Source organism: Veillonella sp. R32, from assembly GCF_010093125.1.
Classification (GTDB): Bacteria; Bacillota; Negativicutes; order Veillonellales; family Veillonellaceae; genus Veillonella_A.
In genome coordinates, this window is the sequence record NZ_NMZQ01000064.1 from 1 (window position 1) to 4,275 (window position 4,275).

A 4,275-nucleotide genomic window follows, 5' to 3' on the forward strand; every position below is an offset into this window, starting at 1 on the left:
CGCTTTCGTAATCGGATTTTATTCATTAATGCCAAAAAAGGACACGCAACAATTACGTCGCATGTCCTTCCTAAGAGTGCATAATCTCTTTAGCGCCCCAAAATTTGACAAAGAGCCGAAATAAAAATGAGCAACAAAAAACCACACTTTCGTGTGGTTTCTAGTGGTGACCCAGGAGAGATTCGAACTCCCGACCTTTTGATTCGTAGTCAAACGCTCTATCCAGCTGAGCTACTGAGTCATGTGAATATTTAGTTAAGTGAGCAAAAATGGTGACCCAGGAGAGATTCGAACTCCCGACCTTTTGATTCGTAGTCAAACGCTCTATCCAGCTGAGCTACTGAGTCATAACTTGCCACTCGAATATGATACCACAATATGTTGTTCATTGCAAGTGGAATTTTAATTGATTCACAATAAAATAACCGCTAAACAATAGAATGAGCGACCACGAAGGTCGCTTTCTATATTGTGGCAGGGGCAGTAGGACTTGAACCCACAACCAACGGTTTTGGAGACCGCTACTCTACCAATTGAGCTATACCCCTATGTACATCAAGTCACACTTGATACTAGAATATAATAACAAAAGTTGTGTAAATTGTCAAACAAAATTATAAAAAATGTGGCCAGCTAAATTAACTGGCCACAAAATAATATACAACTTAATTTTTTATTTAACAACAAGAAGATTATTTTTCCTCTTTTACAATCTTCGTGCCGTATATATCACGATAATCATTATTTTCTTTATTATCTTTATTATTTATACGAACACGTTCAATTTTATGACGATCATTATCTTCACCAGCTACACGATCAACACGACTATGATTAAGATTTTCTAAGCGGGTAATTTCTGGATTAAATTCTTCTATTGCTTTTGCCATGTTTCCATCTATTACAGCTCCATTTTGTAAAGCTCGATATACTACAGCAGCAAACTCATAACGAGTCATAGAACGATCCCCTTTGAATTCGCCATCTGGGTAACCTGTTAATAAGCCTTTATCAGCCAAAGTTTTAACATAACCATAAGCCCAATGATTTGCAGGAAGATCTGAGAATGTAACATTTTGCACAGTTCCTCCACCATTACCAACAGCTTGCCCCTGACGTAATTGAGCAATTTCAGCACTCTGAGCTTTTACAATACGTTTTAACTCTTCTACATCTTTAGCTAATGCGACTTTAGAGTTTGATACACCATTGCTTTGACCAAGTTTAAAACTTAATCCTGCATTCACTTGATTTTCACCATTGCCCATGGAGCCTGCTACACTAATCAAGGTATCTTCGTTTGGACGATAGAATGCACCAACAGCCATAGCATTTGCATTTTTATAGTTACCATAGCCAACAGCAAAGTTCCACTTATCATCTGGATTAAAATCTAATGGATGTAAAGCTGCTAATGCAGCAGAACCAGCACCTACTTTATTAATACGATTGCCTAAAGAGTTAGTGCGTTGTTGTAATGCAGCAATGTTATTACTATTGTTAGCAATACTCGCTGCATTTGTTTCAATAGCCTCTTTATTAATAGCAATATCAGACGTGTTTTTGTTGATTAAATCTGTATTTCCTTGGATTGCCTTTTCTGTATCTTCACGTAAATCATTGATAGCATCAGCATTACCTTGATTACCATCGTTGACAGCTTTAATAGCATCATCAATAGTAGATGTGCCAGTGCCACCAATGTCATTATTGGTAATAGTTCCATCTTCATTAACTACTGTATTTCCACCAAAAAGATTTTTAACAGACTCTGCCACATTACCTATTACTACATTAGTTGCATATAATTGGCTACCATTAATCGCATCCGTTGATGTAGCGGATACTTCACCTGATGAGACATTAATGATTTGGCGTTCATTACCTACAGCACCTATACTAACAACACCATTTGTTACATCACCATATTTATTTAGTTTTGCAGCACCTGCAAAATCACCATAAGTTATACCTTTTACTGTCGCATTCTTTACAACTGTTGCTTGTCTATCTTTAGATTTGTGACCTAAAACAACACTATTATCTTGAGTGGCCACAATATCAGAACCAATAACTGTTGTTGATCTAGCTACGGCAGAATTACGAGCCCCCACAACAAATAAATCAACTCCCTGTAATTCCCGATTATTCCCTTTACCATTATTATTACCAATTACAACTATATCACTGCCTTTAGCATTGTTTTGTGTCCCTAAAATTTGAACACGTAAGCCAGAAATTTCTTTCCCTTCTTCCCCATTTAATGATCCAATTACATTGCTATAAGCAATAGCATTTTTAAAGGTCGAATTAGCATTATTAATAGTGTTGTTGTTCCCCATTACATTTGTATCACGTGATTCTTTTATTGTATTAAAAGTACCATAAACGTTATTATAAACATCCTTGTCGGTAAATTCCAAAGTATTACCAGAACCAGTAATGTTAATAAATTTACTAGCATCACTAGTTTTGTACGTTTCAGCATTTGAAATATACGGAGTAAATATTATTCCACCAGCAAGTGATAGTACTACCAAATTTCTCAAACTTTTTTTCATGTTCATAAATATGTCCACCCTTTCGTTTGCTTGTAGCATTAAAAAGTTCTACTTCATAAAATGCACTCACATTAAGTAAGACTCTTTCAATCTACAATTTTAATTAAAACACCATACAACTAATTGAAAAACTTTACTTCTTATATCTGAAATTATAACACATAAGTCCCCCCACAAGGCATATCAGTATTTACTGAATACTTCTATTTACTTTATTTCATATTTAATTCATATTACTCGATAATTCAATTTTAATTTACTTCATAAAATCTTTAATTCATTCAAGATTAGTCAGATTATTGATTTCTAAAAAATTATTTTTAATTATTTTTGCTCTATTTTGATTTGTAATTAACAGATATTTAGACTTTAGTTATACTATTTTTGTATACCAAAAATAGGCTCTATAATTTAGTGCGTTAAATTAAATTATATTTCTTAATAAAAAAAACATATAACAATTAAGTTACATGCCCTTTTTATTCGCTTAATATTTAAAAACAATAAAATATATTTCTTAAATTTTATCAACAACTAAAAATATCATAGTTTTCCCTATCTGTTCGCCAGCTATAAATTCTTCTTCAAAGAATTTTACGCTGCGAACTAAAAGATTCACACATGTTTGTGCGTCGCACCTAGTACATTTTAAATACGTCTGTTCGGATACTGTGGATTTCTCTTCGAGAAATCTTACGCCCCGAACTATGCGATTCGCAATAATTTATGCGTCGCTTTGCTCCTATAAATTATGCGCTCTGCATACCACGCCGCTTCTATTGTACCTCTACCTATTGAGAATATTAACTGGAAACTAGCTCTGTGTACTTCATTCTTTGCGACTACCTATCATGCTTCGCTTCGTTTCACTCGCTTCGCAAGAAAGTGATGCAATACAATTTGCGCGTCGCGCCTAATACGTTTTAAATACGTCCGTTCGGATGCTGGGGATTTCTCTTCGAGAAATCTTACGCCCCGAACTAAGAGACTCACACGACTTTGCGCGTCCCTTTGGTCCTTCAAAGTCGGTTCACTACTTATTCCCAGCTTCTGGTCGGATAGGTAGAAGCGAATAAACTAAAATACTGTATTCTTTCCTATCTGTTCGTCAGCTGTGAATTCTTCTTCGAAGAATTTTACGCTGCGAACTAAAAGATTCACACCCATTTGTGCGTCGAACCTAGTACATTTTAAATACGTCCGTTCGGATGCTGTGGATTTCTCAAAGAGAAATCTTACGCCCCGAACTATGCGATTCGCAATAATTTATGCGTCGCTTTGCTCCTATAAATTATGCTCTCTGCATACCACGCCGCTTCTATTGTACCTCCACCTATTGAGATACTCCTACTAATAGCTCCTCTTGGAAGCACCTGGACAGATTGTTACTCGTTAGAGTAACAAAAATAAAAGGCCGTGTCTTTCGACACGACCTTTTATTTTCATTAATCAGCGACTACCTATCCTCCCAGGCCGCTTCCAGCCAAGTACTTTCGGCGTTTACGAGCTTAACTACTGTGTTCGAGATGGGAACAGGTGGACCCTCGTAGCTATCGCCACTGAATCTGTCAGAGCTTGTACTCTGAAAACCACATAGAAGTGTAGATGTTGTATGTTACACATTAGATAATTCTTTTATTGCAGTTTGTTGCTACCGTCTAGTGACTACCATTTTAATTTGGTTCACTATTTATAAGTAAAGCCCTCGATCTAT

Annotated in this window: 1 protein-coding gene, 3 tRNA genes and 1 rRNA gene; all 5 read right to left on the reverse strand. The window is 35.9% G+C overall.

All coding sequences use genetic code 11. From position 1 onward, the window contains the following. Nucleotides 1-164: 164 nt before the first annotated feature. Nucleotides 165-241: transfer RNA gene (locus tag VER_RS10055), tRNA-Arg, on the reverse strand. A 29-nt stretch (nt 242-270) separates the two neighbouring features. Next, nucleotides 271-347 (reverse strand) — tRNA-Arg (locus VER_RS10060). A gap of 125 nt (nt 348-472) precedes the next feature. Further along, nucleotides 473-548 (reverse strand) — tRNA-Trp (locus VER_RS10065). A 144-nt stretch (nt 549-692) separates the two neighbouring features. Continuing rightward, the gene (locus tag VER_RS10425; RefSeq protein ID WP_238390208.1) at nt 693-2,567 is read right to left on the reverse strand and encodes an S-layer homology domain-containing protein; all 1,875 of its coding nucleotides are present in this window, start codon (nt 2,565-2,567) and stop codon (nt 693-695) included. A 1,441-nt stretch (nt 2,568-4,008) separates the two neighbouring features. Further along, nucleotides 4,009-4,125: ribosomal RNA gene (gene rrf / locus VER_RS10075) — 5S ribosomal RNA — on the reverse strand. Nucleotides 4,126-4,275: the final 150 nt, after the last annotated feature.